This is a genomic window from Streptomyces actuosus (assembly GCF_016921115.1).
Classification (GTDB): Bacteria; Actinomycetota; Actinomycetes; order Streptomycetales; family Streptomycetaceae; genus Streptomyces; species Streptomyces actuosus_A.
This window is the reverse complement of sequence record NZ_JAFFZS010000017.1, coordinates 1-26,108: the sequence shown is the minus strand read 5'-3', so window position 1 is coordinate 26,108 and position 26,108 is coordinate 1. Positions and strand designations below refer to the sequence as shown.

Annotated in this window: 23 protein-coding genes and 1 rRNA gene; 7 read left to right on the top strand and 17 right to left on the bottom strand. The window is 72.3% G+C overall.

Features of this window, described 5'->3' with window-relative positions:
• Nucleotides 1-112: 112 nt before the first annotated feature.
• A complete protein-coding gene (gene hemB / locus JS756_RS21170; protein WP_205384722.1) occupies nucleotides 113-1,105 on the bottom strand; it encodes a porphobilinogen synthase in 993 nt (330 codons plus the stop codon).
• 338 nt (nucleotides 1,106-1,443) lie between these two features.
• Between hemB and JS756_RS21165 the strand changes: the two genes are divergently transcribed.
• Complete coding sequence (locus JS756_RS21165) at nucleotides 1,444-2,835, top strand: FAD-binding oxidoreductase (protein WP_205384721.1); 1,392 nt, start codon at nucleotides 1,444-1,446, stop codon at nucleotides 2,833-2,835.
• A gap of 114 nt (nucleotides 2,836-2,949) precedes the next feature.
• Here JS756_RS21165 and JS756_RS21160 read toward each other — a convergent pair whose 3' ends face one another.
• Complete coding sequence (locus JS756_RS21160) at nucleotides 2,950-4,167, bottom strand: alpha/beta hydrolase family protein (RefSeq protein WP_205384720.1); 1,218 nt, start codon at nucleotides 4,165-4,167, stop codon at nucleotides 2,950-2,952.
• 381 nt (nucleotides 4,168-4,548) lie between these two features.
• On the opposite strand from JS756_RS21160, the gene JS756_RS21155 reads away from it, so the two are divergent.
• The 3 genes from JS756_RS21155 (at nucleotide 4,549) to JS756_RS21145 (ending at nucleotide 7,299) form a co-directional block, all read left to right on the top strand.
• Nucleotides 4,549-5,796, top strand: coding sequence for a serine hydrolase domain-containing protein (locus JS756_RS21155; RefSeq protein ID WP_205384719.1), 1,248 nt, complete (start codon nucleotides 4,549-4,551; stop codon nucleotides 5,794-5,796).
• A gap of 460 nt (nucleotides 5,797-6,256) precedes the next feature.
• Nucleotides 6,257-7,096 (top strand): helix-turn-helix domain-containing protein, encoded by an 840-nt coding sequence (locus tag JS756_RS21150; protein WP_205384718.1) that lies wholly within the window; start codon nucleotides 6,257-6,259, stop codon nucleotides 7,094-7,096.
• Nucleotides 7,093-7,299: a DUF397 domain-containing protein gene (locus JS756_RS21145; protein ID WP_205384717.1), complete on the top strand. Its 207-nt coding sequence runs from the start codon at nucleotides 7,093-7,095 to the stop codon at nucleotides 7,297-7,299. The genes JS756_RS21150 and JS756_RS21145 overlap by 4 nt, the downstream gene beginning before the upstream one ends.
• 159 nt (nucleotides 7,300-7,458) lie before the next feature.
• Here the strand turns inward: JS756_RS21145 and JS756_RS21140 are convergent, their stop codons facing one another.
• The 5 genes from JS756_RS21140 to JS756_RS21120 form a co-directional block, all read right to left on the bottom strand.
• Entirely contained in the window at nucleotides 7,459-9,165 is a 1,707-nt protein-coding gene (locus JS756_RS21140) for a bifunctional uroporphyrinogen-III C-methyltransferase/uroporphyrinogen-III synthase (RefSeq protein WP_205384716.1), read from the bottom strand.
• On the bottom strand, nucleotides 9,162-10,133 hold the full coding sequence (gene hemC, locus JS756_RS21135; protein ID WP_205384715.1) for a hydroxymethylbilane synthase: 972 nt from the start codon (nucleotides 10,131-10,133) through the stop codon (nucleotides 9,162-9,164). Before hemC ends, JS756_RS21140 begins: the two co-directional genes overlap by 4 nt.
• Entirely contained in the window at nucleotides 10,130-11,839 is a 1,710-nt protein-coding gene (locus JS756_RS21130; RefSeq protein WP_205384714.1) for a glutamyl-tRNA reductase, read from the bottom strand. Before JS756_RS21130 ends, hemC begins: the two co-directional genes overlap by 4 nt.
• Nucleotides 11,836-12,591, bottom strand: a complete 756-nt coding sequence (locus JS756_RS21125) for a redox-sensing transcriptional repressor Rex (RefSeq protein WP_205384713.1) — start codon at nucleotides 12,589-12,591, stop codon at nucleotides 11,836-11,838. The genes JS756_RS21130 and JS756_RS21125 overlap by 4 nt, the downstream gene beginning before the upstream one ends.
• A gap of 281 nt (nucleotides 12,592-12,872) precedes the next feature.
• Nucleotides 12,873-13,160 carry a glutaredoxin family protein gene (locus JS756_RS21120; RefSeq protein ID WP_205384712.1) on the bottom strand — a complete coding sequence of 96 codons (288 nt, stop codon included), beginning with the start codon at nucleotides 13,158-13,160 and terminating at the stop codon, nucleotides 12,873-12,875.
• 130 nt (nucleotides 13,161-13,290) lie between these two features.
• Here JS756_RS21120 and JS756_RS21115 point away from each other — a divergent pair, with 130 nt between their 5' ends.
• From JS756_RS21115 to JS756_RS21105, 3 genes are all read left to right on the top strand, one after another.
• Nucleotides 13,291-14,241: an HAD family hydrolase gene (locus JS756_RS21115; protein ID WP_205384711.1), complete on the top strand. Its 951-nt coding sequence runs from the start codon at nucleotides 13,291-13,293 to the stop codon at nucleotides 14,239-14,241.
• Nucleotides 14,242-15,137: 896 nt separating this feature from the next.
• Complete coding sequence (locus JS756_RS21110; RefSeq protein WP_205384710.1) at nucleotides 15,138-15,926, top strand: ECF subfamily RNA polymerase sigma factor, BldN family; 789 nt, start codon at nucleotides 15,138-15,140, stop codon at nucleotides 15,924-15,926.
• Nucleotides 15,927-16,171: 245 nt separating this feature from the next.
• The gene (locus JS756_RS21105) at nucleotides 16,172-17,410 is read left to right on the top strand and encodes a DUF5667 domain-containing protein (RefSeq protein ID WP_205384709.1); all 1,239 of its coding nucleotides are present in this window, start codon (nucleotides 16,172-16,174) and stop codon (nucleotides 17,408-17,410) included.
• A gap of 295 nt (nucleotides 17,411-17,705) precedes the next feature.
• On the opposite strand, the gene JS756_RS21100 is transcribed toward JS756_RS21105, so the two are convergent.
• From JS756_RS21100 to rrf, 10 genes are all read right to left on the bottom strand, one after another.
• Nucleotides 17,706-18,791, bottom strand: coding sequence for a lysophospholipid acyltransferase family protein (locus JS756_RS21100; RefSeq protein WP_205384708.1), 1,086 nt, complete (start codon nucleotides 18,789-18,791; stop codon nucleotides 17,706-17,708).
• A gap of 14 nt (nucleotides 18,792-18,805) precedes the next feature.
• Nucleotides 18,806-19,867 (bottom strand): NAD-dependent epimerase/dehydratase family protein, encoded by a 1,062-nt coding sequence (locus JS756_RS21095; protein ID WP_205384707.1) that lies wholly within the window; start codon nucleotides 19,865-19,867, stop codon nucleotides 18,806-18,808.
• A 205-nt stretch (nucleotides 19,868-20,072) separates the two neighbouring features.
• Nucleotides 20,073-20,171, bottom strand: coding sequence for a 30S ribosomal protein bS22 (locus tag JS756_RS21090; RefSeq protein WP_003948845.1), 99 nt, complete (start codon nucleotides 20,169-20,171; stop codon nucleotides 20,073-20,075).
• Between the two features lie 199 nt (nucleotides 20,172-20,370).
• Nucleotides 20,371-20,580, bottom strand: a complete 210-nt coding sequence (locus JS756_RS21085; RefSeq protein ID WP_205384706.1) for a helix-turn-helix domain-containing protein — start codon at nucleotides 20,578-20,580, stop codon at nucleotides 20,371-20,373.
• A gap of 129 nt (nucleotides 20,581-20,709) precedes the next feature.
• Nucleotides 20,710-21,525: a phosphatase gene (locus tag JS756_RS21080; RefSeq protein ID WP_205384832.1), complete on the bottom strand. Its 816-nt coding sequence runs from the start codon at nucleotides 21,523-21,525 to the stop codon at nucleotides 20,710-20,712.
• Nucleotides 21,526-21,979: 454 nt separating this feature from the next.
• The gene (locus tag JS756_RS21075) at nucleotides 21,980-23,152 is read right to left on the bottom strand and encodes an acetoin utilization protein AcuC (RefSeq protein WP_205384705.1); all 1,173 of its coding nucleotides are present in this window, start codon (nucleotides 23,150-23,152) and stop codon (nucleotides 21,980-21,982) included.
• Nucleotides 23,103-24,347, bottom strand: a complete 1,245-nt coding sequence (locus JS756_RS21070) for an MFS transporter (protein WP_205384704.1) — start codon at nucleotides 24,345-24,347, stop codon at nucleotides 23,103-23,105. The genes JS756_RS21075 and JS756_RS21070 overlap by 50 nt, the downstream gene beginning before the upstream one ends.
• An 85-nt stretch (nucleotides 24,348-24,432) precedes the next feature.
• Nucleotides 24,433-25,149, bottom strand: a complete 717-nt coding sequence (locus JS756_RS21065) for a VC0807 family protein (RefSeq protein WP_205384703.1) — start codon at nucleotides 25,147-25,149, stop codon at nucleotides 24,433-24,435.
• Between the two features lie 175 nt (nucleotides 25,150-25,324).
• The gene (locus JS756_RS21060; protein WP_205384702.1) at nucleotides 25,325-25,969 is read right to left on the bottom strand and encodes an HAD family hydrolase; all 645 of its coding nucleotides are present in this window, start codon (nucleotides 25,967-25,969) and stop codon (nucleotides 25,325-25,327) included.
• Between the two features lie 60 nt (nucleotides 25,970-26,029).
• A 5S ribosomal RNA gene (gene rrf / locus JS756_RS21055) occupies nucleotides 26,030-26,108 on the bottom strand; the annotation flags it as partial.

Below are 26,108 nucleotides of genomic sequence, written 5' to 3'. Positions count from 1 at the left end.
CGCCGGGCGCCGACCGGGCCCGCCGCCCCGCCCTCGCCACTTGCCGCGACGGCGAGAGCCTGCACGACGAAGACCGATCGCACTCCCCGGAGGAGCCGTGCGCAGGGCGGGCTCAGCCCAGCTTCTGCGCGACCTCGGTGGCCCAGTAGGTGAGGATGTTCCGCGCGCCGGCCCGCTTGATGCCGACGAGGGTCTCCATGATCGCCCGGTCGCGGTCGACCCAGCCCTTCTCGGCGGCGGCCTCGATCATGGCGTACTCACCGGAGATCTGGTACGCGGCGACGGGGACGTCGACGGCGTCCGCGACACGGGCCAGGATGTCGAGGTAGGGCCCGGCCGGCTTGACCATGACCATGTCCGCGCCCTCCTCCAGGTCCAGGGCGAGCTCCCGCATCGACTCGCGCCAGTTGGCGGGGTCCTGCTGGTAGGTCTTCCGGTCGCCCTGGAGCGAGGAGGCGACGGCCTCCCGGAAGGGGCCGTAGAAGGCGGAGGAGTACTTGGCGGTGTAGGCGAGGATCGCGACGTCCTCGCGCCCGATCTGGTCGAGCGCGTCGCGGACGACCCCGATCTGGCCGTCCATCATGCCGCTGGGCCCGACGACATGGGCGCCGGCGTCGGCCTGGACCTGGGCCATCTCGGCGTACCGCTCCAAGGTGGCGTCGTTGTCGACCCGCCCCTGCTCGTCGAGCACCCCGCAGTGGCCGTGGTCGGTGGTCTCGTCCAGGCACAGGTCGGACATGACCAGGAGGTCGTCACCCACCTCGGCCCGTACGTCGCGCAGGGCGACCTGGAGGATCCCGTCCGGGTCGGTGCCCGGGGTACCCGCCGCGTCCTTCTTGGCCTCCTCGGGGACGCCGAAGAGCATGATCCCGGAGACGCCCGCCGCCACGGCCTCCGCGGCGGCCTTCTTCAGGCTGTCCCGGGTGTGCTGCACGACCCCGGGCATCGATGCGATCGGCACCGGCTCGGCGACGCCCTCCCGCACGAACGCGGGCAGGATCAGGTCGGCGGGGTGCAGCCGGGTCTCGGCGACCATGCGGCGCAGGGCGGGGGTGGTGCGCAACCGGCGAGGACGCGTACCGGGGAAGGATCCGTACTTCGTCATGCCACCTACGCTACGCCCGGCGCGGCGGCGCCCATGCCGACGGCCTGTCGGCGCCGCGGGGCCGTCCGGGCCGGTGGGCGACCGGACCCGAGCGGGTCCATCCTGGAAACGGGGACCCCACCCGCCCCGCGCCCGCGCCGGCCCCCCGGCGCCTCCGCACCCCGGCCGTCACCGACGCCGCCGCCCCGACCCGTACCCCCAGGACCCCGGCGGCCCCACCCGCCCGGTCCGACCGCCCGACCGCCGGCCCGACCACCACCCGTCCGACCGTCCGCTCGCGCGGCCGTCCCGCACGCTGCGCCGCCGCCGTCCCTCCGTCCCGCGCCACGGAGGACGCGATGACCACCATCCACCCCCTGCCCGACCTGTTCCTGCTCTCCGAGGTCCGCGGCCCGGTGCTGCGTCCCGACGACGAGGGGTACGCCGACGAGGTGCTCGGCTTCAACCTGGCCGCCCGCCCCACCCCCGACGTCGTGGTGGGAGCGGCCGCCTCCGGCGACGTCACCACCGCCCTGCGCTGGGCCGGCGCCACCGGAACGCCCGTCGCCGTCCAGGCCACCGGGCACGGCGCCAACTACCCGCTCCCCGACGGCCTGCTGATCACCACGGGACGCATGACGGACGTGCGGGTCGACCCCGTGGCGCGCACGGCCGCGGTCTCCGCCGGCGCGACCTGGCGGGACGTGGTGCGGGCGGCGGCACCGCACGGCCTCACCGGGCTCCACGGGTCGTCCACGCCGGTCGGCGTCGTCGGCTACACCCTGGGCGGCGGCCTGCCCGTCCTGGGACGCGTCCACGGCTACGCCGTCGACCTGGTCCGCTCCTTCGAGGTCGTCACCCCGGACGGCGTCCCGCACATCGTCGACGCCGACCACGAATCCGAGCTGTTCTGGGCGCTGCGCGGCGGAAAGGGCAACGTCGGGGTGGTCACCTCCCTCACCACCGGGCTGATCCCCCTGCCCCGCCTCCTCGGCGGCGGCATCCACTGCCCGGGGGAGCAGGCCGAACCACTGCTGCGCACCTGGGCCGAGTGGACCTCGACGGTCCCCCCGCAGATGTGCACGGCCTTCAGCCTCCTGCGCCTGCCCCCGCTGCCGATCGTCCCGGAGCCGCTGCGCGGCGGCTTCTTCGCCCGCGTCGCGGTGGCCTGGACGGGCGACCCGGCCGAGGGCGACCGCCTCCTGGCCCCCCTCCGCGCCGCGGCGCCGGTGCTCTTCGACACCGTGGAGGAGATCGGCTGTACGCAGACGGACCGGGTCTACGACGATCCGAAGGACCCGCTCCCGGTCCGCGAGGCCTGCGCGCTGCTGCGTGCCCTGCCCCCGGACGCCGTCGACACGCTGCTGGCCCGGGTGGGGCCCTCGGTGCCCGACTGCCCGCTCCTGGCGATCGAGATCCGCCACATGGGCGCGGCCCTGTCCCGCCCCCCGGTCCACGAGGACGCCGTCGGCGCCCGCGACGCCGCCTACCTGCTGGAGTCCGTCGGTGTCCCGGCCGGCCCGGAGGCCGCCGCGGCCGTGGAGTCGGCCACCGCCTCCCTGTACGCGGCGATGGCCCCGTACGGAACCGGCCGCACCATGCCGAACCTGCACGGCACGCCGGGCGACGCGTCCGACCGGGCCCGCGCCTGGACCCCGGCCGCGTACGACCGGCTGCGCCGGGTGAAGCGGACCTACGACCCCGCCGGGCTGCTCCGCTACGGCCACACGGTGGCCCCGTCGGCGGCGTAGCCCGTCCGGCCGCGGGGCCGCTGCCTCTGGCGGTCGCCGGGTCGCGGGTCGCCGGGTCGCCGGGTCGCCGGCGCGCAACGGCCCGACCACCGGCGGAGGACCGGAGCCGGCCGGTCAGGGCCCGTGGGGGTGGGCGAGCACCTCGTCGAGCCAGTCGAAGACGCGCTGGTCGAAACGTGAGCGGTTCCAGCTCTCGCAGTGGCCGGCCGCTCCCTCGGCGGCGGAGAACCGCACCAGCGTCTTGGGGCACCGCAGCGCCTCGTACAGCTGTTCCGCCTGGCCGGCGAGTTGATCGCCCTCGGCCATGGCCACCAGCGTGGGGCAGGCGATGCGGTCGACGACATCGGAGAGCCGGTAGCGGCCGGATTCGACCACGTACTCGCCCAGACTTCCCAGGCCGTGCACCCACAGGGCCCGCTGGACCAGCTTCCAGCGCGCGACCGGGTGCTCGACCACGGGTGCGAGGTGAGCGTCCAGCTCGGCGGGGTCCACGTCCGGCAGTCGGTCCCGCAGATCCTGGGGAAGCGGCAGCAGGGCCTTGATGTTGTCCAGCAGGTCCCACTGCCCGGGGTCCGCCACCAGTGCGGCCACCCGTGGTTCGCCGCTGACACCGCGCGGGGCGAGATAGCCGCCGAAGCTCCAACCGCTCACCGCCAGCCGGGTGCCGTCCACGCCCGGAAGCGTCACGGCGTGGTCGACGACGGCCCGGAGCACCGTCTCCCAGTCCGGACGCATGGTCAGACCCTGGTGGACCAGGGCGAGACCCTGCCCCGGCCCGTCGACCAGCAGGCAGTGGTAGCCGCGCCGCACGGCCGGTCGGGCGTGGCTCCACCACATCTCGTGCACGTCGGAGTCGTAGCCGTTGACCGCGATGACGGTGGGCCGGGGATCACGCCCCGGGGCGGTGTCCGGCGCCGGGCAGAGGTAGCCGTCGAGAAGACCGCCCTCGAACGGCACCCGGACCGGCCGCAGCGGTGGATCGCACAGCTCGGCGAAGCGGGCGAAGCAGTCCCGCTCGTCCCGTGCCGCCTCGGTGAGCCGGGGGTCCACCGGCAGGCCGAAGAGCGGGTAGTACGAGACGCGCAGGTAGGTGGCGGCCCGCAGATAGGCCTCCCGGGCGCTCACCGGGTGGCCGGCCCGGTCGCTCTCCTCCGCCCACCCCCGCACCATGGCCGCGGTGGCGGTCCACTCCCGGTACCAGCTGTCGTCGTCGCCGTCGGCGATCCGCGCGGCCGTCACCGCGCACTCGCCGTACTCCGCGCCACCGCCCGTCATCGTCGCCAGTGCGCGCTCGACGAACATCTGGAACCGGGCGTCCTCGAAGAGCTTCACCGAAAATCCCTGCGCTCGTTCCGCCATGCCTGGTCGGCCGCCTTCCGTGCCGGGCCGGCTGCGCGTGTCTGTCTGGTGCTGCGCGGCGAGGTGCCGTGCCGGACGCCGCGAGCCGGTGAACCTTCCCGATCACAGCACTAGCACCGCCGCACCGGGGCCGCGGCTGCTTGCACCGGTGGTGGGCGTGGCGGCCGGCCCTGCCCGAGGGCGTGCGGACGCCGGCGCGCGTGCGCCGTGTGGCGGACCTCTGTGGCCCGATGTGGTGGTGTCCGGCGCGGGCCGGCCTGCGGTGCGCCGTCCGCCGGGGAAGCAGCCGGTGGCACGGGACCGGTGGGCCGCAGTCCCGTCGTCCGTCGTCGCCCGAGCCGCCTGGAGCCCCGCATGCCGATCACCAACGCCCGCCGCACCGTCCCCCTGCGACCGCGGCGCAGCGTCGTGGCCTCGCTGGCAGCCTCGGTCGTCCTCCTCGCGGGGACGTCCTGCTCGGGCGGCACGGTGACCGAGAGTGCGGGAACGCGGCTGTCCTCCGAGGGAGCGACGTCGTCCCCGACCGGGGCGGACATGGCCGCGCGGCTCGACGCCGCGGTCCGGCAGGTGATGAGCACCACCGGTGTTCCCGGTGTGATCGTGGGGTTGTGGATGCCGGGACAGCCCGGCTATGCCCGCGCCTTCGGCGTCGCCGACAAGCGGACCGGCGAGCCCATGGCGACGGACATGCACATGCGTATCGGGAGCGAGACGAAGACCTTCACCGTCACCGGCATCCTCCAACTCGTCGACCAGGGCGAGCTCGGCCTCGACGACCCCGTCTCACGCTACGTGCCGGGCGTGCCGGAGGGCGACAGGATCACGCTGCGGGACCTGGCCCGTATGCAGAGCGGGCTCTTCGACTACACCAAGGACCCGGACTTCGACGCCGCCGTGGAGGAGAACCCCGAGCGGGTCTTCACCGCGCAGGAACTCCTCGACTACTCCTTCAGGCACCCGCTGGACTTCACTCCCGGAACACAGCTGGTGTACTGCGACACCAACACGGTGCTGCTGGGACAGGTGCTGGAGAAGGTCAGCGGCCAGAGCATCGCCGACTATCTCCGCGAGCACGTGCTCGATCCCCTGGGCATGGACCAGACCCTGTACCCGGCGAACGCGCAGATCCCGGCACCGTACGCGCACGGCTACACCACGCAGACCAAGGACGGGACCGAGACGGACGCCACGCACTGGAGTCCGTCCGACGCGAACGCCGCCGGCGCGATGATCTCGACGCTCGGTGATCTGCGCGTCTGGGCACCCGTCGTGGCCACCGGCACGCCTCTGATCACGCCCTCGACCCAGAAGCAGCGCCTGCAGACGGCCACCAGTCCGGACTTCCCCGGGGCGGGCTACGGGCTCGGCCTGTTCACCGCCGACGGCTGGGTGGGCCACAACGGTTCGATCCCCGGCTATCAGAGCCTGACGCTGTACCTGCCGTCGCAGAAGGCCACCATGGTCGTGCTGCTCAACAGTGACACGCCGTACAAGGGAACGGATCCCAGCACGCTGTTCGGCACGGCCGTCACCTCGGTCGCCACTCCCGGCCATGTGTTCCGCTTGGGCCCCGAGACGTCGGCCTCGCCCTCGGCCGGATAGCGCACGGCGTCGTCGGCCCCGGCGGGCGCGGGATCCGGCTCCGCCCGCACCGTCCTGCAGGGCACGGCCGCACCGCACCGATGCCCCGAAGGTCCCCCGACTCCCCCACCAGCGGGCGTCCGGAGCCGGACGCGGCGGGCACGTCGGCGGCGTTCGCCCCGGACGGGGAGACGACCACTCCGGGCCATCGGTCACGTCGATGCGCCACACGCACCGCGCACCGACCCCGCCGGAGAGCGGCACGCAGGGCCGGCGCACCGGAGTACGGAGGGTGGAGATTCACTCATTCACGTCACTCAGTGTGCTCGCGCATGCATAAATTGTGAAGTACGGCGGCCCGTGCGGTCGGTGACCGTCCGTGCGGTGACCGGTCCCGTCCGGGCCGTACGGGCTGTCCGGGGACGCGCGGGACCGATTGGACCGGTTGGACCGGAAAGGGCGCGGCGAGAGGGCGGCTGACGTGAGCGACTGGGACGCGGGACTGGAGGACGCCGAGGCCGGAGCCGTGATGCGGACCGTCGTACGGCAACTGAAGCTGTGGCGCGAGGGGGCGGGCCTCACCCAGGCCCAGTTCGGGGCGGCCATCGGATACGGGGAGGACCTGGTCTCCGCCGTCGAGCGGGGGCGGCGCATTCCGCGGCCGGAGTACCTGGACGCGGCGGACGAGGTCCTGGGTGCGGGCGGCCGGATCGCGGCCATGAAGCGGGACGTGGCGGAGGTCCGGTACCCGAAGAAGGTGCGGGACCTGAAGAAGCTTGAGGCGGATGCGATCGAGCTGTGCGCCTACAACAACTCCGTGATTCATGGGCTGTTGCAGACGGAGGACTACACGCGGGCGATCTTCAACGTCCGTCGGCCCGCGTTCACCGAGGAAGAAGTGGAGCAGCAGGTGGCGGCACGCCTGGCGCGCCAGGAGATCCTCGATCCCGGAGCAGGCCGACGCGTTTTCAGCTTCGTTCAGTGCGAGTCGACACTTCGCCGCCCCATCGGGGGAAGGATGGTCATGCGACGGCAACTCGAACGAGTGTTGGAGGTGGGGCGGCTACGCAACGTGGACTTCCAGGTCCTGCCCCTGGACCGCGAAGAGAACTCGGGCACCGACGGCTCGTTCAGGCTCCTCAAACTCACCGACGGAGCCACGGTCGCGTTCAGCGAAGCACCGCTCAGCAGCCGTGTCATCACCAACCCCAAAGAGACGACGGTCCTGGACATTCGTTATGGGGTCCTCCGAGCCCAGGCTCTCAGCCCACGGGAGTCCTTGGCGTTCATCGAAAAGGTACTGGGAGAAACAGAGACATGACGCTTCAGGCCTCAGCAGGAGCGGACGCAGGCGTGGACTGGATAAAGAGCAGCTACAGCACGGCGGACGGACCCGACTGCGTCGAAGTCGCCACCGCCCCGGGCACCGTCCTCGTCCGCGACTCCAAGAACCCCCACGGCCCCCGCCTCGCCCTCACCCGCACCGCCTGGGCGACCTTCCTGCCGTACGCCTCCGGGCGCTGACACACGAGTCGGCCGCGTCCTCGCGTCGGCGGCCCCGGACACCGGACACCGGACACCGGACACCGGACACCCAGTGAAGAAGCCCCGCCGTCTCCCGTGAAGAGGACGGCGGGGCTGAAGGACCCGTTCGGGTACCCGGTCCGCGGCAGCGGCAGGCGGCTACGACGTCGAGCGCCGTCTGCGCGCACCAGGGCGCCGCTCGCTCGGCCGGGTCACCGGGTCGCCGGCCTCCAGGGCCGCGGCGCGCCGCCGCCGGCCAAAGTCGCCGAGGGCCTCCGCGAGCTTGTGCACCGACGGTTCCGGAGCCATGACGTCCACCCGGAGGCCGTGCTCCTCGGCCGTCTTGGCCGTGGCCGGGCCGATGCAGGCGATGACCGTCACGTTGTGCGGCTTGCCCGCGATGCCGACCAGGTTCCGCACCGTGGAGGACGACGTGAACAGCACCGCGTCGAAACCGCCGCCCTTGATCGCCTCCCGGGTCTCGGCCGGCGGCGGCGAGGCGCGCACCGTCCGGTAGGCGGTGACGTCGTCGACCTCCCAGCCGAGCTCGATGAGCCCGGCGACCAGGGTCTCGGTGGCGATGTCGGCCCGCGGCAGGAAGACGCGGTCGATCGGGTCGAAGACCGGGTCGTACGGCGGCCAGTCCTCCAGGAGGCCCGCGGCGGACTGCTCGCCGCTCGGCACCAGGTCCGGCTTGACGCCGAAGGCGATCAGCGCCTTGGCGGTCTGCTCGCCGACCGCGGCGACCTTGATGCCGGCGAAGGCGCGGGCGTCGAGGCCGTACTCCTCGAACTTCTCGCGGACGGCCTTGACGGCGTTCACCGAGGTGAAGGCGATCCACTCGTAGCGACCCGTCACCAGGCCCTTGACGGCGCGCTCCATCTGCTGGGGCGTGCGCGGCGGCTCGACGGCGATCGTCGGCACCTCGTGGGGCACGGCACCGTAGGACCTCAGCTGGTCGGAGAGCGACGCCGCCTGCTCCTTCGTCCGCGGCACGAGGACCTTCCAGCCGAACAGCGGCTTGGACTCGAACCACGCCAGCTGGTCACGCTGGGCGGGGGCGCTGCGCTCGCCGACCACGGCTATCACCGGCCGGCCGCCGTCGGGCGAGGGCAGCACCTTGGCCTGCTTGAGGGTCTGCGCGATCGTGCCGAGCGTCGCCGACCAGGTCCGCTGCCGGGTCGTCGTGCCGGCGACGGTGACGGTCAGCGGGGTGTCGGGCTTGCGGCCCGCCGCGACCAGCTCGCCGGCCGCGGCGGCCACGGAGTCCAGCGTCGTGGACACGACCACCGTGCCGTCGGAGGCTCCGACCTCGGCCCAGCAGCGGTCGGACGCGGTACGCGCGTCGACGAACCGGACGTCGGTGCCCTCGGCGTCCCGCAGCGGGACACCCGCGTAGGCGGGCACACCGACCGCGGTCGCGACGCCGGGGACGACCTCGAAGGGGACACCGGCCTTGGCGCACGCCAGCATCTCCTCGGCGGCGAACGCGTCGAGTCCGGGATCACCGGACACGGCACGCACGACCCGCCTGCCGCCCCGCGCGGCCTCCATGACAAGATGTGCCGCATCCCGCTCCGCGGGTGTCACAGCGGTTGTTGACGCGCCGTCGACAACCGCCGGCCGCGGCGTGCCCGTGCCCGGAACGGCATCCGGCGAGGCGTCCCCGTCCGTGCGGACGAGGGACACACCCTGCCGGGCGTGCTTCCGTACGACGTCGAGCACCTCGTGCTCGGCGACAAGGACGTCGGCGCTCGCCAGCGCCTCCACGGCGCGCAGAGTCAGCAGTCCCGGATCCCCGGGTCCGGCACCCAGGAAGGTGACGTGCCCGTGTTCGAGGCCGGCGGGAAGGGTGGTGGGGCTCAATGTGCTCGCTCCCCCATCAGACCGGCCGCGCCCTGGGCGAGCATCTCGGCGGCGAGTTCGCGGCCGAGTGCCACAGCCCCGTCGTGCGTCTCGGGCACGGGACCGGTGGTGGACAGCTGCACCAGCGCGGTGCCGTCGGTCGTGCCGACGACGCCCCGCAGGCGCATTTCCTTGACAATCCGCCCGTCGGCCAGGTGGTCGGCCAGCGCGCCCACGGGCGCACTGCAACCGGCCTCCAGGGCGGCGAGCAGTGACCGCTCGGCGGTCACGGCGGCCCGGGTGAGCGGGTCGTCGAGCTCCGCGAGCGCGGCGACCAGAGCAGCGTCCTGGGCGGTGTCCCCGGCCCTGCACTCGATCGCCAGTGCCCCCTGGCCGGGGGCGGGCAGAACCGTGTCGACCGACAGGAAGTCGGTCACCTCGTCGATGCGGCCCATGCGGGTCATGCCGGCCGCGGCCAGCACCACCGCGTCCAGCCCGCCGTCCCGCACGTATCCGATGCGGGTGTCGACGTTGCCGCGGATCGGGACCGTCTCGATGTCCAGCCCGTGGCTGCGCGCGTACGCGTTCAGCTGCGCCATGCGGCGCGGCGAACCGGTGCCGATGCGCGCCCCGCGCGGCAGGTCCGTGAACTTCAGGGCGTCGCGCGCCACGATCACGTCCCGCGGGTCCTCACGCACCGGGACGGCGGCCAGGACCAGTTCCTCGGGCTGCGCGGTGGGCAGGTCCTTGAGCGAATGAACCGCGAAGTCGACCTCGCCCCTGACCAGCGCGTCGCGCAGCGCCGTGACGAACACGCCGGTGCCGCCGATCTGTGCGAGGTGCGCGCGGGAGACGTCACCGTAGGTGGTGATCTCGACCAGCTCGACGGGCCGCCCGGTCACCCGGCTGACGGCCTCCGCCACCTGCCCGGACTGGGCCATGGCGAGCTTGCTCCGCCTGGTCCCGAGCCTCAAAGCCTTGTCACTCATGCCGGCCCTCGGTTCTGCTTCTCGTCGGTGCTGTCCTCGGCCCGGGAGACGGCGGCGACCGTCTCGGGGTCGAGGTCGAACAGGGTGCGCAGGGCGTCCGCGTACCCGGCGCCGCCGGGTTCGGACGCCAGCTGCTTGACCCGCACGGTCGGCGCGTGCAGCAGCTTGTCGACGACACGCCGGACGGTCTGGACGATCTCCGAGCGGTGCTTGTCGTCGAGGCCCGGCAGGCGGCCCTCCAGGCGCGCGATCTCGCCGGCCACGACATCGGCGGCCATGGTGCGCAGGGCGACGACCGTGGGCGTGATGTGCGCGGCCCGCTGGGCGGCGCCGAACGCGGCGACCTCGTCGGAGACGATCCGGCGGACCTGGTCGACGTCGGCGGCCATGGGGGCGTCGGCGGAGGCGTCGGCGAGGGACTCGATGTCGACGAGCCGCACCCCGGACAGCCGGTGCGCGGCGGCGTCGATGTCGCGCGGCATCGCCAGGTCGAGGAGGAAGAGGACCGGCTCGGGCCGTGCGGCATCGACGGCCGGCTCGGGGCGGCGCCGCTCGGGGATCCGGCCGACCGTCGCCACGGTCGCGGCGAGCGCGCCGATGAGCTCCGCGTCGGCCTCGGCGCTGCGCCGGGCGTCCTCGCGGCGCTGGACGACGGTGCCCCTGTCGACCCAGGCAGCGTGCTGCTCCAGCGTCGCGGCGTCCATGCCGGCCACGGCGGCCTCGCCGAACACGGAGAAACCCGCCTGCACGGCGGCCGGGTCCAGTGGGCAGCCCTCCTCGGTGCCGACGGAGGTGGGCGGCAGCGCCCGCGCGCCGGGCTGCTCGCCCGTCGCCGGGCCCCCGGCCGGGGCGGTGGAGGTGCCCGCGCGGCCCTCGACCGCGGTGGCGACGGCCTCCGCCGTCAGGACCAGTCCGGTCGCCCCGGTGCAGGAGACGGCTACGTCGGCACGTGTCAGCTCGGCCGGCACCGATTCCATCGGTACCGCGCGGGCCACCACGTCCGTGCCGTGGGCGTCGGTGAGTATCCGGGCGAGTCGCTCGGCGCGCTCGAAGGTGCGGTTGGCGACGACGACCTCGGCGACACCGGCGCGGGCGAGCGTCGCCGCGGCCAGCGACGACATCGATCCGGCCCCGATGATCAGCGCCCGCTTGCCGGCCGTCCAGGCGCCGACGTCGGCGCCCCGCGAGAGCTGCTCCAGCCCGAAGGTGACCAGCGACTGCCCGGCCCGGTCGATGCCGGTCTCGGAGTGGGCCCGCTTGCCGACCCGGAGGGCCTGCTGGAACAGGTCGTTCGTCAGCCGCCCGGCGGTGTGCAGTTCCTGCGCGCGGGCCAGGGAGTCCTTGATCTGGCCGAGGATCTGCCCCTCGCCGACGACCATGGAGTCCAGCCCGCAGGCCACCGAGAACAGGTGGTGGACGGCCCGGTCCTCGTAGTGCACGTACAGGTAGGGCGTGAGCTCCTCGAGGCCGACCCCGCTGTGCTGGGCGAGCAGCGTGGACAGCTCGGCCACACCGGCGTGGAACTTGTCCACGTCGGCGTACAGCTCGATGCGGTTGCAGGTGGCGAGCACCGCGGCCTCGGCGGCCGGCTCGGCGGCGACCGTGTCCTGGAGCAGCTTGGTCTGCGCGTCCGCACCGAGCGACGCCCGCTCCAGCACGCTGACCGGGGCGCTGCGGTGGCTCAGTCCCACGACGAGGAGACTCATGCCGGCATCACGGCGGGTACGTCCCCGTCGGGCCCCTGGTCGGTGGTGTCACCGCTGGTGGCGGCGGCCGGTACGGCGTCGGCGGCCTCCTCGCCGGCCTTGCGCTGCTCGTGGAAGGCGAGGATCTGCAGCTCGATGGAGAGGTCGACCTTGCGCACGTCGACCCCTTCGGGGACGTTCAGCACGGTCGGCGCGAAGTTCAGGATGGAGGTGACGCCGGCGGCGACGAGGCGCTCGCACACCTGCTGGGCGGCGCCGGCGGGCGTCGCGATGACGCCGATGGAGACGCCGTTGTCCTGGATGATCTTCTCCAGGTCGTCGGTGTGCTGCACCGGGATCCCGGCGACGGGCTTGCCGGCCAGGGCCGGATCGGCGTCGATGAGCGCCGCGACGCGGAAGCCGCGGGAGGCGAAGCCGCCGTAGTTGGCGAGGGCCGCGCCGAGGTTGCCGATACCGACGATGACAACCGGCCAGTCCTGGGTGAGACCCAGTTCGCGGGAGATCTGGTAGACGAGATACTCGACGTCGTACCCCACACCACGCGTCCCGTAGGAGCCGAGGTACGAGAAGTCCTTGCGCAGCTTTGCGGAATTGACCCCCGCCGCCGCGGCGAGCTCCTCGGAGGAGACCGTGGGGACCGAACGCTCCGAGAGCGCGGTCAGGGCGCGGAGGTACAGCGGAAGCCTGGCGACGGTGGCCTCGGGAATCCCTCGGCTACGGGTCGCCGGTCGGTGAGTTCGGCCAGTTGCCACGGTGCTCCTGCGGGTAGAGCGGGGCTGCGGGCGGCCATACGTCCCCGGACCGCCCCGTCGACAGCAGGCTATGTCTTTGTGAACGCGTGCACAAAGATGGTGTCCGATTTGCCCGCCCAACGTGACCGGGCTCACGCATCCCCGACGCCCCGATATGGAACCGTCACGCGGGTGCCGTCGTTGCTCTGCTGAAGGGGGCACAGCTGCACACACTCCTCACCGCATCCCGCCCCCGAGAACACAACGCCGTCGATCCTAGGCGACTTTCCGGCCAGTTTGGACTACTCGGTCAGTGCCTTGCGGAGCCTCTCCTCGTTCACACGCCAGAAGGTGTGCTGCTCGCCGTCGACCAACACGACGGGAATCTGCTCCCAGTACTGGTCATGGAGTTGCCGGTCCTCGGTGATGTCCTTCTGTTCCCAGGACACGCCGAGCTCGCCGCACACCTTCTCGATCACGAGCTGTGCGTCATCACACAAATGGCACCCGGGCTTGCGGACGAGAGTGACGAGACGGTCACCCGGGGCCATCGGGGCCTTGCGACGGAAGAAGGGACTCATGTCGGCCATTCTCTCGCGGCGGCGCAAGGTCGGAAGCCGCCCCGGAACCAGCCCCTTTAACGATGCGGTCGCGGAGAGTTCACACCCCGCGAACCTCTCGACACCGGAAGCACCGAACAGACTGGCTATGCTCACGGGCATGGCCGCTCTAGGATGGCTCACTCCCCGTAGGCGCTCCGCCACGGCGCGGAGCGTGTTGGCAGGCGAGGCCTCGGCCGAGGCCGCCCGCAAGTCCTCGCAGGACGCCTCCCAGGACGTCCCGGTGGAAGCCCTGGCGGAAGCCCCGGCGGAAGAGGAGCCGGAGTTCCCCGTCTCCGGCGACGACAAGGCCGCCGCGTTCTTCGACCTCGACAACACCGTGATGCAGGGCGCCGCCCTCTTCCACTTCGGCCGGGGCCTGTACAAGCGCAGGTTCTTCGATACGCGCGACCTGGCCCGGTTCGCCTGGCAGCAGGCCTGGTTCAGGCTGGCCGGCGTCGAGGACCCCGAGCACATGCAGGAGGCCCGGGACTCCGCCCTCTCGATCGTCAAGGGCCACCGCGTGTCGGAGCTGAAGTCGATCGGCGAGGAGATCTACGACGAGTACATGGCCGAGCGCATCTGGCCCGGCACCCGCGCCCTCGCCCAGGCCCACCTGGACGCGGGCCAGAAGGTCTGGCTGGTCACGGCGGCACCGGTGGAGATCGCCCAGGTCATCGCCCGCCGCCTGGGCCTGACCGGCGCTCTGGGGACCGTGGCCGAGTCGGTCGACGGCGTCTACACGGGCAAGCTGGTCGGCGAGCCCCTGCACGGGCCCGCCAAGGCGGAGGCGGTGCGCGCCCTGGCGACGGCGGAGGGCCTGGACCTCGGCCGCTGCGCGGCGTACAGCGACAGCCACAACGACATCCCGATGCTCTCCCTGGTCGGGCACCCCTACGCCATCAACCCCGACACCAAGCTCCGCAAGCACGCCCGCCGACTGGACTGGCGCCTGCGCGACTACCGCACCGGCCGCAAGGCGGCCAAGGTCGGCATCCCCGCGGCGGCAGGAGTCGGCGCGGTGGCCGGCGGCACGGCGGCGGCGATCGCCCTGCACCGCAGGCGCCGCTAGCGCTGCGGCCGGAAGGGTCCGCCGGACAGCTGGCGGCGTCCGGTGCGGTGCGTCGCGGGGCAGAGCGTCACCTCGCGCACTGGACGTTCACGGGTGATGCGACAACGCGGCGAGGTGCCGTGCCGGACGCCCCGAGCCGGTGAACGCTTCCGGTCACAGCACCTGGCCGCACATCGGCGGCACACGACCACCGCTGCGCCACGGGGCGGGCGGCGACCAGGCCCGCGCGGCCCCGCACGACCGGCCGCCCCCGCAACGACGGAACGTCCGGCGCGAGATGCCGGGGCCGCGCGCCCGGCGGTACCGGCCCGGTCCGAGCCCGCCCCGGCGGGTGCGGCCGCCCCGGGTGCCGTTCCCCTGCCTTCCGTGTCCGCATCGCTGTCCGTGTCGCCGCCCGCGCCCCTGAACCGGGCCGGGCGAACCGGGCCGCCACCGGCGCCCTGGGAGGCGGGCCCCGCCGGTCCGGCCTCCGATGCGCCGGGGAGAGCACCCTCGCGCCCCGCCCCGGACCCCGGGCGGCCGCCGTCACGCCGGCCGCGCCCCACCCGTCGGCCGGACCCGCCACTCATTTCCAGTCACCGACGCTCACACCCGGCCAATCCAGGTGACGTACCCCGCGGCATCCCTGTCCAGTCCCCTCACCCGCACCTGACCACAAGACGCCCTGCATCCACCCGAAAGCCGAAGAGAATCGATCATCAAACGCTCACTCTCAGGCACCCGATCGAGCGTCAACCGGATACAGAAGCGACGTAATCGATGATTTGAGCAACTCGGTGTAGCAGGGCCTGCACGAAGCGTTATTCTCCTCAGACGCAAACCGGTACCCCTCCGTCGCCACGACGGGTGAACGGTCCCGCACTGCACGTGATGGAAGCTCTGCCTCTGGGAGTCCCGTGTACCCACACGTCGGGGTTGACGCCTCGGGCCTGGCTACGCTGCGCGCAACGGTCGCGACAGTGCACAACATGATGCGCGGCTTGGTCCCCACCGCGTACGCCGTCCCCGCCTTCGCCTCCGCCACCCCCGTCGGCCCGTGCTACGCACTCGCCGACGGCGGCGCGGCGGTCGGCAGACGGAACCGCTCGGCCAACAACGGCAGCGGCGCCACCACCCGCCGCCCGGCCGCCGACAGTGACAGCGCCCGCATGATGGACCTCGTCGAGCGCGCCCAGGCCGGCGAGGCCGACGCGTTCGGCCGTCTCTACGACCAGTACAGCGACACCGTGTACCGCTACATCTACTACCGGGTGGGCGGCAAGGCGACCGCCGAGGACCTCACCAGCGAGACCTTTCTGCGCGCCCTGCGCCGTATCGGCACCTTCACCTGGCAGGGGCGGGACTTCGGGGCCTGGCTCGTCACCATCGCCCGCAATCTCGTCGCCGACCACTTCAAGTCCAGCCGCTTCCGGCTGGAGGTCACCACCGGGGAGATGCTCGACGCCAACGAGGTCGAACGCTCTCCCGAGGAATCGGTCCTGGAGTCCCTCTCCAACGCCGCCCTGCTCGACGCCGTACGCCGGCTCAACCCTCAGCAGCAGGAGTGCGTGACGCTCCGGTTCCTCCAGGGCCTCTCCGTCGCGGAGACCGCCCGCGTCATGGGCAAGAACGAGGGTGCGATCAAGACCCTCCAGTACCGCGCCGTGCGCACCCTCGCCCGGCTCCTGCCGGACGACGCCCGCTGATCGCCCCACCCGGTCCGCACCCTCGGCGACACCCAACTCACTTTCCGTAAAAGTTCGTTGACTTCCCCATCCGATCATCCTCCGTCCGTAACCCAAGTGCCGCGCCGCTCGTTGTGCGGGATACAGGCTCCCTGTGGTCACGTCCGGGCCAACCCTGATCACTCGATCGAGTGGAGGTGGTCGTGGGCGTGCAACCCTCAGGCCCCCTGGGGAGTCGACCGTCATGACGAGAGGAGGTGCCGCCAGTGATCGCGAACGTATCGGCGCACCGGCGGGCGAACGCCTTCGCCCAGGCCCTGGAGGAGCAGAGCGACCGGGGCTCGGCGGCCGAGCAGTCCGAAGGATCGCCACCGGCCGCAGCCGCCGCGGAACAGACCGAGAAGGGCCGACTTCTGGCCCTCGCCACCGGTCTCGGCGAGCTGCCCAAGCCGGAGCTCGACCCCGAGGTCAAGGTCGTCCAGCGGGCCCAGCTCGTGGCCGCGTTCGAGGCCATGCTGCAGGAGGGCGCGGGAGGCGAAGCAACGGACCCTTCGGTGCCCGAGCAGCGTTCCCATCGGGCCCGGGGCACACACCGGGCGACCCCGCTGGGGAAGCTCCGTCCGCGTACGCGGCTCGCCAAGGGCCTCACCGCGGGCGGGCTGAGTATCGGAGTCGCCGCGGGCGCGTTCGGCGGAGTCGCCGCTGCGAGTTCCGACGCCCTGCCCGGTGACTCGCTCTACGGGCTCAAGCGCGGCATCGAGGACTTCAAACTCAACTACATGTCCGACAACGACGACGAACGCGGTCGGAGCTATCTGGACCAGGCCTCCACCCGGCTCAGCGAGGCCCGGCGGCTGATGGAACGTGGTCGCAGCGGCCACCTCGACCACGAGTCCCTCGGCGAGATCCGCCGCGCCCTGTCCGGCGTGCAGCACGACGCCGCCGAGGGCCACCGCCTGCTCCACGAGGCCTACGAGCGGGACCCCGACTCGCTGGGCCCCATCCAGGCGCTGTCCGCCTTCTCGCGCTCGCACCGCGAGGCCTGGGGCGCCCTGTCCCAGCGGCTTCCCGTGCAGCTCGGGGACGTCAGTCAGCAGGTGTCGTCCGTCTTCGACGCCATAGACGAAGAGGTGGCCCCGCTGCAGTCCCTGCTCCCGCAGCCTCCCGCGCAGGGCGGTGGCGCGAGCAGCCGGCAGTCCCCGGGCACCCCGGGCACCGGGCCCTCCGGTGGCGGGGCCCCGGCGGCGCCCAGCGCCGGCAGCGGCGCCCCCACCGCCGGCAGTCGGTCCAGCAGCGGCAGCCCGAGCACGTCCCCCGCCGGCTCCGACGGCCAGAACGACGGCCTGCTCGGCGGCAGCACCGGCGGCCTGCTCGACCCGCCGCAGGACACCGGCAGCACGGCGTCGTCGTCCGGCACACCCACACCCGCGCCGGACGTCACGCTCCCGCCGCTGCTGCCCGGTCTGCTGCCCGGCCTCGGCATCGACGGCGACGACGCCACCTAGTGCCGCAACAGGGCGGGTTTCGAACGTCGCGTCCTGCCCGCGGTGTCCGGTGCGGGACGTCGCCGCGTTGTCGGGATCGCCCGCGTACGCCCCCGTACGCGGGCGGTCCTCCGCCCGGCCGACGCACGGCACCGGACACCGCGAGCCGCGCCCCTGGGTGGACGACGCCACTTTCGCAACACGCCTTGGCCGCCACCCGGCCCGGTACGACGACGGGGGCGCCCCCTCCGGAGGGGGCGCCCCCGTCGTCGTACCGGGCCGCAGCGGGTGCCGTGGGCGCCGGCGCGCCGAAGCGCTAGAAGAACACCGACCGCCGCTGCACCAGCAGCTTGTACAGCGTGTGCTGGATCTGCTCGCGGACCTGGTCGGTCAGGTTGAACATCAGCATCGGGTCCTCGGCCGCCTCCGGCGGATAGCCGTCCGTGGGGATCGGCTCACCGAACTGGATGGTCCACTTCGTCGGCAGCGGAACCGCCCCGAGCGGCCCCAGCCACGGGAAGGTCGGCGTCAGCGGGAAGTACGGGAAGCCCAGCAACCGGGCGAGCGTCTTGGCGTTGCCGATCATCGGGTAGATCTCCTCCGCCCCGACGACCGAGCAGGGGATGATCGGAGCGCCCTGCCGCAGCGCCGTGGACACGAACCCGCCCCGACCGAACCGCTGGAGCTTGTAGCGCTCGCTGAACGGCTTCCCGATGCCCTTGAAGCCCTCCGGCATCACCCCGACCAGCTCGCCCTGCGCCAGCAGCCGCTCGGCGTCCTCCGCACAGGCAAGCGTGTGGCCCAGCTTACGGGCGAGCTCGTTGACGACAGGCAGGACGAACACCAGGTCGGCGGCGAGGAGCCGCAGGTGCCGGTCCGCCGGATGACGGTCGTGCACGGCGACCTGCATCATCAGGCCGTCCAGCGGCAGCGTCCCGGAGTGGTTGGCGACGATCAGCGCCCCGCCCTCGGCCGGGATGTTCTCGATGCCCTTCACGTCGACCCGGAAGTACCTCTCGTACACCGGGCGCAGCAGGGACATCAGGACCTGGTCGGTGAGCTCCTCGTCGTATCCGAAGTCGTCGACCTCGTAGTCCCCGGTCAGGCGGCGGCGCAGGAACGACAGCCCGCCGGCGAGACGCCGCTCCAGGCCGTTGCCGGAGGACGCCGCCTTCTCGGCGGGCTCAGGGGTCACAGGGCCATCATCCTGTGCGGCAACCCGGCCGGGCAGGGTCTGGACGTCACCCGTCGTCCGCGTCTCACGCACCTGGCGCACGTCCCGGACCGGAACGTGCTCGCTGCTCTTGCGTCGGCCTCCCGGGCCCCTGCGCCGCTGCGGGCGCTGCACGGCGCTCCCGCGGGACCGGTCGTCGTCGAACGGAATGACCTTGGCGTCCGCCATTGTTGATGCGCTCCTCAGTTGGCGCTCTGCGTCGGGGGCTTGCCGCCGCCCGCGACGGGCAGCGCGGCGATCCGGTCGACGGCCCCCGCAAGGGCCTCGGGGGGCAGGAGACCCGGCCCCCGGCTGAGCACGAAGTCCGCGAACGTTTCTGCGGTCGTGTACTTCGGCTTGAATCCCAGCGTCTCGCGCATCTGCGTGGTGTCCACGACCCGGCCGTGGGTGAGCAGCCGGATCTGTTCGGGAGAGAAGTCCGTCATCCCCAGCGTACGCACCAGGGAGCCCGCCCACGTCACGGCGGGCAGCAGCAGGGGGACCGTGGGCCGGCCCAGCCGGCGGGAGCACTGGGAGAGCAGCAGGACGCCGTCGCCGGCGATGTTGAAGGTGCCGCTGTTGAGCGTGCCCCGCTCCGGCTCGTGGGAGGCGATGCGCAGCACCTCGATCACGTCGTCCTCGTGGGCGAACTGCAGCCGCGGGTCGTAGCCGAACACGGTCGGCAGGACCGGCAGCGCGAAGTACGAGGCGAGCGGGGTGTCGGCGCTCGGGCCCAGGATGTTGGCGAAACGCAGCACGCACACCGCGACGTCCGGCCGCCGCCGGGCGAAGCCGCGGACGTAGCCCTCGGCCTCGACCGTGTCCTTGGCGAAGCCGCCGCTGGGCAGCGACTTGGGCGGGGTCGTCTCGGTGAACACGGCCGGGTCGCGGGGCGCGGAGCCGTACACGTTGGTGCTGGACTTCACCACCAGGCGCTTCACGGTCGGCGACTTCTGGCAGGCACCGAGCAACTGCATGGTGCCGATGACGTTCGTCTCCTTGACCGTGGCCCGGCTGCCGCTGCCCAGCGCGGTCGCGGTGATGTCCATGTGCACGACCGTGTCCGCGCCCGTCTCCGCCAGCACGCGGGCGATGGTTGCCTGCCGGATGTCGGCCCGGACGAAGTCCGCGCCGCCCAGATGGTGCTCGGGTTGCACCGCGTCCACGGCGATCACCCGGTCCACCTGCGGGTCACGCTGGATGCGCCGGACGAACCGGCCTCCCAGCGGACGGGCCGCTCCGGTCACGAGCACGATCTTTCCCAAGATCAGCGCCTTCCTTCTCGACCTCGTACCTAGCCCGCGTTCCCCCGTGCCGCCAACTTAGCGGGTCGATGTTGCGCTGTGATGACCACCCGATGCACGAAGTGACGAGAAACAGCCGGGAGGCGGACACGGGATACGGCTGTGGCCCCCCACCGAATGCGATGGGGGGCCACAGAACAGACGCGGCACGTCCGTGCGTCGTCGCTTACTTCTTGTTGCGACGCTGGACGCGCGTGCGCTTGAGCAGCTTGCGGTGCTTCTTCTTGGCCATCCGCTTGCGCCGCTTCTTGATAACAGAGCCCACGACTACCCTCGCTCACTTCTCATCACTCGGTGTTTGGGCGCCATGGGCCCACACGACCTACGAGGGGCTAGCCTACCCGTCCGAGCGCCGAGGTCGTAATCGAGGGGCTTCGGGGAGACCGGAAGTGCCCTGTCCTGATCGCCGGGATCACCGTCGAAGCCGTTGATCCCGCCGCTCAGCGGCCTCCCCGAGGCAGCCGTCACGCCGTGTCCACCCCCACATAACTCTCGCGGAGGTACTCGTGAACCGCGTTCTCGGGGACGCGGAAGGACCGCCCCACCCGGATCGCGGGCAGATGACCGCTGTGCACCAAGCGGTACACGGTCATCTTCGACACTCGCATCACCGAGGCGACCTCCGCCACGGTAAGGAACTGAACCTCGCTCAGAGGCCTCTGGTCTGCAGCCATGACACACCTGAACCTTCCGCACTCGACGGCCACCGGCTTCCCCTTCCGGTGACTCTTCGTCGTTGCGTGCTCACTCCCCAGACTAGGGGCGGGTGATGCGAGTGGGGAAGAGGTGCACCCATCGGCGGCCTACTGTGACAGACACGCTCGATTGAGTACGTAGCGGGTCAGCGGCAGGTAGTAATCAGCCCGCACGGCATCATCAAGTGGAACGGCGACGGACACGACACCCTCGGCCTCCCCCACAAAGAGCGCGGGGTCATTCGTATCGGCCAGCCCAATGGCCTCAAACCCCAGCTGACCTGCCCCGCAGACCCACCCGTGATCCCCGACGACGAGGTCGGGCAGCGCTCCGCCGGCCTCGGCCACGCCGGCCAGGGCCGTCCGGACGGGCAGCGGCGAGTGCGAGTGCGCGCCGGTCGCACAACCGGGGCGCCGCGGTCCGGGTTCGCGTAGCAGCGCGACTCCTCGTACGTAGTCGAGGTTGTACGTGCGTAGACCGAACCGGGTCGTTATGTCGACACAGCGACCCTGCGCCGGGGTGAGGACGGTACATCCCGACGCCGACAGGCCGTCTGCCAGAGCGGCGTAGAAACCGAGCAGCCGGTGCGGGTGACCGGTGCCGATCAGGACCGAGGCACCGCCCCGAGCCGCGACGGCCAGCCGGCCGGCGAAAGCATCGAGGGCGGCCAGGGTCCGCTCGGGATCAATCACATCATGACCCGAACTGCATCGGGGATCGGCCGAAACCCCGCACTTCTCGGCCATCAACGCGATCAGATCACGCACACCCCAGGCGTCCTCCGGGTCGATCCCCATCAGGGCCCGGGGATCCCGGGCCGCGAACAGCCGATAGCTCCGCAGGCTCGTCTCCCGCGACGTGGCCACGACCCCGGCGATCCCGGACGCGAGAAGGTGGGCCCGCAGGGCCCGCACGCTCAGCACGCCGCTCGACACGCCAGCGATGCTGGCGCACCCCGCACCCGTGAACGGCCGGAACCGGAAAAACACCCCCGGTCGGCGTAACGGTTCTCCGGACGGCCGCCGGAACCGTCCCTCCCGGCCCGCAGGACACGGGCGCACACGCACGGGGGAAGCAGCACGGACGAACGAGCTACCCGGAGGGCCCGCACGGTGACGCGGGGCCACAGGGAGCGCCGGGCCGCGGGGAACCGCGGGGACAACGGGGACACGGGAGTCCAGGGCCACGGGGCAAGGCGGGGAACCCGGACCAGGGAGAGCGGGAGACACACGGACACGGGGGCAGAAGCGCGAGGAGGCCCGACCGCAGGAGCGCTCACCTCACCGCGCCGCCGCCGTGGGACCGCCCGTCCTCGCCGGGTGCCCTCAGGCGTCAGCGCCCCCGTCGGCCTGCCCTCCGCCCCCGGGCCGCCGCGCCTCAGGCCAGGAGCCCGCGCAGCGGAAACACCGCCCGTCGCGTGGCCAGCACCGCCTGGTCCAGGCGGTCGGCGGGGTCGTAGCCCGCCTCCCAGTCGGCCCACCCCGCCGGCCACCGGCCGTCCGTCATACGCCCGGGCGCCAGCTGCCGGGTCCGCGCGAAGACCTGCTGCCGCCAGGAGTCCGGCGTCACCGTCTCCGGCTCGATCGGCCGCCCCGCCGCGATCCCCACCAGATGCGTCCACGACCGCGGCACGACGTCCACGACGGCGTATCCCCCACCGCCCAGCGCCACCCAGCGCCCGTCGGCGTACTCGTGCGCCAGCTCGTGGCACGCCACCTGCACCGCCCGCTGCGCGTCCAGCGAGACCGCCAGGTGAGCCAGCGGATCCTCGAAGTGCGTGTCGGCCCCGTGCTGCGTCACGAGCACCTGCGGCCGGAAGTCGGCCAGCAGTTCCGGGACCACTGCGTGGAACGCCCGTAGCCATCCCGCGTCCGCGGTCCCGGCGGGCAGTGCCACGTTCGCCGCCGACCCCTGCGCGGAATCCGACCCCGTCTCCTCCGGCCATCCGGTCTGCGGGAACAGTGTCCGCGGATGCTCGTGCAGCGAGACCGTCAGCACCCGCGGATCGTCCCAGAACGCCGCCTGCACCCCGTCGCCGTGGTGCACGTCCACATCGACGTACGCGACCCGCTCCGCCCCCAGCTCCAGCAGCCGGGCGATCGCCAGCGCGGCGTCGTTGTAGATGCAGAACCCGGACGCCGCCGCGGGCATGGCGTGGTGCAGCCCGCCCGCGAAGTTCACCGCGTGCTGCACCTCGCCGCGCCACACGGCCTCCGCCGCCCCCACCGACTGCCCGGCGATCAGCGCCGACACCTCGTGCATCCCGGCGAAGGCGGGATCGTCGATCGTCCCCAGCCCGTACGACTGGTCGGCCGCCGCCGGGTCCGCGGAGGCCGCCCGCACGGCGGCGATGTAGTCCTCCCGGTGGACGAGCCGCAGCGTCGACTCGCCCGCCGGCTTCGCGGCCACGACGTCCAGGTCCCGGTCCAGCCCGAAGGCGTCCACCAACTGTTTCGTCAGGGCCAGCCGGACCGGATCCATCGGATGGTCCGGACCGAAGTCATAGCCCGTCACTGCCTCGTCCCACATCAGCTGTGCGCCGCCGCTCATGCCCGCCACCGTATCGGTCCGGTTGAGCAGCGAACGACCGGGCGTAGGCGAGCGTCACCAGCACCAACGCCATCGGCACGAGCATCGCCCCGCGGTAGCTCCACGCGTCCCCGAGGGCACCCACCAACGGCGAACCCACCAGGAAGCCGACATAGTTGAAGACGTTCAGCCGTGCGACCGCCGCGTCCGACGCCCCGGGGAACCGCCGCCCGGCCGCCGCGAAGGTCTGCGGCACGACCACGCACAGCCCCAGCCCCAGCAGGGTGAACCCGAGCATCCCGACCCATGCCCCCGGCGCTCCGGCCACCACCGCGAACCCGGCCGCCGCCACCAGCGCCCCGACGCGGACGACCGCGACCGCCCCGAACCGCCGTACCCCGAGGTCCCCGACGGCCCGCCCCAGCAGCGTGGTCACCATGTACACGTTGTACGGCAGGGTCGCCAGCTGCTCACTGCTGCCCAGCACGTCCTGGAGGTACTTCGCGCTCCAGTTGGAGACGGTCGAGTCCCCGATGTACGCGAACGTCATCACCAGGCACAGCGGCAGCAGCGCCCGGAAGACCAGCCCCCCATCCTCGACCCGATCCCCGTCCGAGGTCGTGCCGGCCACGTCCGGCACGGTGCCGGGAACGCCGGCATCCCCGTCGACGTACCACCGGCTCCCCACCAGCGCCGCGGGCAGCAGCAGCACGACCACCGGCAGGTACGACACGAACAGCGCCAGGTGCCAGTGCGCGCCCGCCCACGCCAGCGAGGCCCCGACGATGCCGCCCAGGCTGTACGCGGCATGGAAACCGAGCATGATGCTGCGCCCGTACGAGCGCTGGAGGCTCACCCCGAGCATGTTCATCGAGGCGTCCAGCGCCCCCACCGCCAGCCCGAACACGGCCAGCGCCGCAGCCAGCTCCACCATCCCCCGCCCCGCCCCGACGCCCAGCAGCGACAGCAGGACGACCGGTTGGGACCAGCGCAGCACCCGGCTCGGCGGTATCCGCCGGATCAGCCGCTCGGTCGTCACACTGCCGATGCCCGCCAGGACCGGAACGGCGGCCAGGAACGCCGGCAGCAGCGCGTCGGAGACGCCGTAGCGGTCCTGGACCGCCGGGATACGCGTCACGAGCAGCGCGAACGCGACGCCCTGCGCGCAGAAGCCGAACGCCAACGAGGCCCTGCCGCGCCGCAGCACATCAGTCATGGCGGCGAGCGTAGGGCCCCGGCGTACCCGTGGGTAGATCCGGCCAAAGATGAATTCCCCTCATCTTTGACGGGCTGTCGCGGTGTTACGCGGCGACGGCGACGGCGGACCGCATCGCGGGCTGGGCCACGGCCGTCGCCGCCTCGTCCCGGAGCAGCCGCTTCATCGGCGCAGCGGCCAGACCGCCGCCCGCCACGAACCCGGCCGCCATCGCCACGGCCATGATCACGCCGCCCAGCCAGACCATGGTGTCCACGGGCACGGTGTAGGCACCGACCACGCGCACGACGCACTCGGCGAGCAGCACCCCGCCCCACACCAGGGAGAACGTCCTCTCCTTGCGCAGAAAGGCCGCCGAGCCCGCTGCGGCACCGGCCGCCAGTCGCTCCCATGCCGCGCTGCGGGCGGCGCAGTCCCGCACCAGGAACGGCTTCATGGCCGCGGTCATCATCGGCCTGCCCAGCGCGACCGAGACGAGGATGCCGATACCGACAGTGCTGCTGACCGCGCTGTCCTTGGCCAGCATCAGCCGGGGGTCACCGGAGACGAAGCCGAGCACCAGACTCACGGCGTTGACGACGAGGATGAGCAGAGCGAGCCCGTTGGCACGCCGCTCCGCCACCACACCCCACAGCGTCCGGGCGGCCGGGACCACGCTGCTCCAGGCGAGCGCCGCGAAGGTGCTCGTCCCGATGCCGTCCTTGAACAGGTAGTACGCGCAGAGCGGCACCGCCACGTCGACCGCCGGCGCAGCGAGATGCTTCCTGATGCCCTGGCTCCGGGAACCCGTGTTCGTCGTCATGCCCCCAGCTTCGCCGCAGAGCGGGGTCCGTCAGTAGAAACGATCGTCCGGACGTCCGCATGACACTTGTCAGTCGGTCCGCCCACGCCTCGTCACGCGCGGCCCGCAGACCGGCCGTACAACGGCCGCCGCGCATCGGGTGAGTGACGGGCCGGCGGCGGCCACTGACGCGGAATCAGAGCAGCAGGTCGGCCAACTCCCCCATGTCCGCGAAAAGTCGGCTGGCGCCCTCGAGGTTCTCGGCCGCCGTCATGCCGGTGAACCCGTACACGTCCATGCCTGCCGCCACGCCCGCCTGCACCCCGAGCGGCGAGTCCTCGACGACCACGCACCGCTGCGGTGGGACCCCCATCCGCTCTGCGGCGTGCAGGAAGAGGTCCGGGGCGGGCTTTCCGCGCCCCACGTCCTGCGCGCTGAAGATCCGCCCGTCCTCGAACCACCGGTCCAGCCCGGTCCTCCGATGCCCCACCCGGATCCGCTCATGGCTCCCGGAGGAGGCGACGCAGTACGGCACCCCGTCCGCGGCCAGTTTCTCCAGCACTCCTGTCACCCCGGCCACCGGCTCCAGTTCGCGCTCGAAGGCCGCGAAGACCCGTGCGTGGAAGACGTCGTCGAAGTCCTCCGGGAGGCGCTGGCCCGTCCGCTCCAGGACCAGTTCATGGATCCGGTGCATCGCCGACCCCATGTAGTCCCGGATCGACTCCTCGTACGTCGTCGGATGCCCGACCTCGGTGAGGTAGCCGGCGAGCAGCCGGTTGGAGAGGGGCTCGCTGTCGACGAGCACGCCGTCGTTGTCGAAGATGACGAGGTCGTAGTGCATGTCATGAGCCTAAACGCAGAAAACCCCGCACCGAACCGGTGCGGGGTTTTCTCAATATTCGTTCGGCGGCGTCCTACTCTCCCACAGGGTCCCCCCTGCAGTACCATCGGCGCTGTAAGGCTTAGCTTCCGGGTTCGGA